This is a genomic window from Vibrio sp. V19_P1S1T109, from assembly GCF_002241375.1.
Classification (GTDB): domain Bacteria; phylum Pseudomonadota; class Gammaproteobacteria; order Enterobacterales; family Vibrionaceae; genus Vibrio; species Vibrio anguillarum.
This window is the reverse complement of the sequence record NZ_NDIM01000228.1, coordinates 1-3776: the sequence shown is the minus strand read 5'-3', so window position 1 is coordinate 3776 and position 3776 is coordinate 1. Positions and strand designations below refer to the sequence as shown.

The following is a 3776-nucleotide window of genomic DNA, read 5'->3' as shown; positions in this document are numbered from 1 at the left end:
GTTGTAATGAAACCGCTCATAAAGTAGACAGATAAGGTATTTTTTGGCAGTTTTAAAGTTGGCATGCATCCTGCTATATAGTAAGTGACCCTTCTAAGCCGAGGGTCACCTAGCCAACTGACGTTGTTAGTGAACCTTATTTTTGTTCACACTTATTAATAGCCAATCATACTTTTTGTGATTGGCTTTTTTTATTTTTACGCTCTGCAACTAGCCAGCGCATTTCTCATAGCAGCTTGGTTTTCTTGGACAGACAGCACCGCGTGAGCAGATTAAGCGCGCATTATTTTCAATTCCGCGTTCAATCCAATTAATATTAAGAATTTTAGCAATAGTCGTGAGATCTTTTTTGATGTGTCTTGGAATAAGAGAGCTCCCACCGTTGCTGACGCATAACGCTTTGAGCTCCTCAGCAATTGAGTGAGCATCCCCACCTTGTGCATTGATGGCTGGATTCAAATCTATTCCAGCGCATAGCACTCGATTATTACCTGCTGGATCGATCATATTGACGGATTCACAGCAATATATTCTCGGCTCATCACCTACATTCAAAATCGAAATTTGCGCAGAGCTGCCACTTTTCGGCTCTGAAAGACGTCTAAACACGGCCCAATGCTGGCAAGGGTCATTCACTTTACGCATATTCCCCCACGGTAGAGGGATTCCATTGCCACGATAAACCGCTTTTAATTTGCCTTCACCATAAGCATCGAAATAGTGCCAATGCGGATAGGGTGACACGACCGTCATGCGCCTCATCGCAACGGAAGGGGAAACCCCCGCTTTCAAATGTACATCGATTTCGTAACCGCTGCGATCAAGAAGTTGTCGATAAGGCACTTTGGGGCACAGCAGTGCACCAGCAAAAAAACTCGATTCAAAATCTCGCCATGCCTGAAGGATATCTTGGGAATTTAATTCACAGGTGGCGGTGGCATCAGGCGTTTCTTCCCAACTGTTTGTGTGGCCAACCGTTAAGACACTTTTTAGTCCCTCTTTGCTGTGCAGAATATTGTGGCCAATATACACCGCGAGGTCGTACTTTAGGCGAGTTGGGTACTCACGTAGAATTTCATTGAGGTAGATCGTGCATGGTGGTTCAAAAAAAGAGGTAATAAGTTGTTTGGCGCTAACACCAAGCTCATCAACAACATCTTGCGGGGTTCTCGTGACCCAGCGGATAACCAAACCAAGGCTTTTGGCGATGTCGATAAGATCTTCAACAGCTAAGTTTAAGCGTTTTAAACCCACTTCTTCTGCTGCTCGCTCAAGATCTGGGAAGTGGTTTTGTAAACTCTCTTGGTGAGCACGGATCAATAGATGAGCAAACTGTTTGCCAGTGATCCCGGTTTGGGAAAGCATCTCTGGGATCGCGATTTGTAAAATATCATTTGAGAATAAAAAGCTAGGTTCAAGAGCCATACCGCTGATCCCACCTCTGTTACCCTTGTCAGGAGTAATATCCGTTTGACCTGGTTCATCATCTAAAAACCAAGCGGGATCTTTTTGGAAAACTTGGGCAATGACCTCCAACATATCAACACTAGGCACCCGTTTTCCACGCTCAATCATCGAAAGGTATGAAACGGAGGGGGCGTATTCTGGGTTGATACGAATACAGCGTGCCGATAAATCTTCCATCGTTAGGTGATTACGCTTTCTTAAGTTTCTGACTTTTGTCCCTAAGAAATGTGACTGACGAACTAAGCTTTTTGATAAGGCCATTTTGTAAAATTCACACTGTAAAATTTTTGTTGTGAAATTGTAGTAAAAAATTGGTTAATCTACCAAGTAAGCAAGGTCACAAATTTGCACAAAGGTTAAACGCAAGTTTGGAATAATTGCTCTAGAACACAAAATGTTGAGTTACCTATAAGGAAAAGACGATGAATATGCTGACATTCGATAAAACAGAAATCCAAAAACTAGATAAACCCTTTATCGCTGAAGCCGTCTTCGCCGTCGAGACTATCAGTGCTAATCAACAAAATGAAAAGCAGAGTAGAGCGAAGCAACTACTCGATAGATTGTTCCCTTTGGCGACGGGCTCTCATCAAGATGTGACCAGTTATGTGATCGATTACCGCCATGTGTTGGCTTATTTCAAGGATGGGCGTCATAGTGGTTTGAAGCATCCAAAACATTTTGTTGCCTTCAATGGTGAAAAGGAGTCACCATGTTCGATCTTGTTCCGTGATGGAAGTGGTAGCCATGTTGAAGTGATGTTAGGCTGCACTAAAGGGACTGGACGCGTTGAACTGATAGAGATTAATGATATTCAGTTAGAAACGTGTACCACATTTACCCAATCGGTGGAAGAAATGCCCAGCGCCGCAATGCGCCACTGGGTAAGCCTAGTCAAAGGTGATGAAAAGGGTAAGCCTCAAGCTTGTAGTGAAGATAAGGAGTACACCGCAAAAGATGGTGAAGACTATTACTTAAACTACAGTTTTAACCTTGCTTAGGTTATAGATGCGTATTGGGATTAAATGGGGCGTGGCGCCCCTTTTACTTTTCTATCCATAAATTGAGGTTTATGGAACTTGTGATTGCTTTTCAGCTACCCATAAGCCATAAGAGGTTGAAGCGATTAAAGCGGCATAACACGGTTGCGGCCTAATTGTTTTGCTTCATAGAGCAGTTTATCGGTTCTTTCTATCAAAGACTCGGACGTATCACCTAGTTGTAATTCTGTCACACCAAAAGAGGCGGTAATATTACCAACTTGGTTTCCTGAACGGCGATCCTTCACGCTCATTTTTTCTATCGAACGGCGCAGTGATTCTGCAAACTGTCTGGCAATGCGCAGTGTTTTATTTGGAACAATTAAAACGAACTCTTCGCCGCCAAATCGGTAGGCGGTAATGCCATCTCGACAGCTACTCTGAAGCTTTTTAGCGATGCCTTTGATGACGGTGTCACCAAATAGGTGGCCATAATTGTCATTAAAAGATTTGAAGTGATCGATATCTAATAAGATCAGGCTTATTGGTTGCTGCGCGCTTATTAGGGTAAAGAGATCATCATTGAACGAACGGCGGTTATATAAACCGGACAATCCATCGAATAAAGCCTCTTTTTGCACCTCGGCAAGCTGCTCTTTCAGTCGATGAATTTCTTTACTGGCACTATTAAGTTGACCATTTAAAAACTGAGTTGAATGGCGAATATCTCGCGATTCAGTGACCAATTGGCGAACCACTTTCATCACCTCTTCGATCGATAAATCATCGTTTTCGACTCGTTCTAATTCACTAAAACTTTTATCAATCACTCTGGCAAATTCGCTGGTATCGGTTAGGGTATCTGACATTGAACTTGCGACTTCATTGACTAACACTTCAATGTTGTTGCGTAGCGTGCTTAAACTGGTTTCAGAGCGCGATGCGACATAGCTGTTATAGAGTTGAGAGCTTGCCGCGGGAGGACAAAGGCCAAAGTTTTCCAATACAGAATCGAGTTCTCGATTGAGTTGAGGTATGGCGTTGTCAACATAGGTATACCAAAGTGCATAGTTAGCAGGTGTCGCCGCCACATGATTTTTCATCATCAACGGTACTGCTTTTTTTAAATTGGCTGTAGATCTCTTAAAGTCGTCGCTGGTCATTATCGTAAAATTAATAGACAGTCACAGATATTCATACCGCTAAGATTAGCGGATATCCCAAAGTTATGCGCTAAAAAAATGCAACTAAAGTTTGAAGTTGAATTTTTATTTACGGTGAACAATCGATTCTTGATGTAGATCAAACACAACAGACAGACATAGTAGG

Annotated in this window: 3 protein-coding genes; 1 reads left to right on the top strand and 2 read right to left on the bottom strand. The window is 42.6% G+C overall.

Annotation, left to right across the window (positions count from 1 at the left end):
• Positions 1 to 210: 210 nt before the first annotated feature.
• Positions 211 to 1728, bottom strand: coding sequence for a DUF3612 domain-containing protein (locus tag B9J87_RS11090; RefSeq protein ID WP_013868076.1), 1518 nt, complete (start codon positions 1726 to 1728; stop codon positions 211 to 213).
• Positions 1729 to 1889: 161 nt separating this feature from the next.
• Here B9J87_RS11090 and B9J87_RS11085 point away from each other — a divergent pair, with 161 nt between their 5' ends.
• Entirely contained in the window at positions 1890 to 2468 is a 579-nt protein-coding gene (locus B9J87_RS11085) for a malate synthase (protein ID WP_013868075.1), read from the top strand.
• A 125-nt stretch (positions 2469 to 2593) separates the two neighbouring features.
• Here B9J87_RS11085 and B9J87_RS11080 read toward each other — a convergent pair whose 3' ends face one another.
• Complete coding sequence (locus B9J87_RS11080) at positions 2594 to 3610, bottom strand: GGDEF domain-containing protein (RefSeq protein ID WP_017045993.1); 1017 nt, start codon at positions 3608 to 3610, stop codon at positions 2594 to 2596.
• Positions 3611 to 3776: the final 166 nt, after the last annotated feature.

Coding starts and splice junctions, on each gene's coding strand:
- B9J87_RS11090 (WP_013868076.1), bottom strand. CDS start 1,728: ATGGCCTTATCAAAAAGCTTAGTTCGTCAGTCACATTTCTTAGGGACA.
- B9J87_RS11085 (WP_013868075.1), top strand. CDS start 1,890: ATGAATATGCTGACATTCGATAAAACAGAAATCCAAAAACTAGATAAA.
- B9J87_RS11080 (WP_017045993.1), bottom strand. CDS start 3,610: ATGACCAGCGACGACTTTAAGAGATCTACAGCCAATTTAAAAAAAGCA.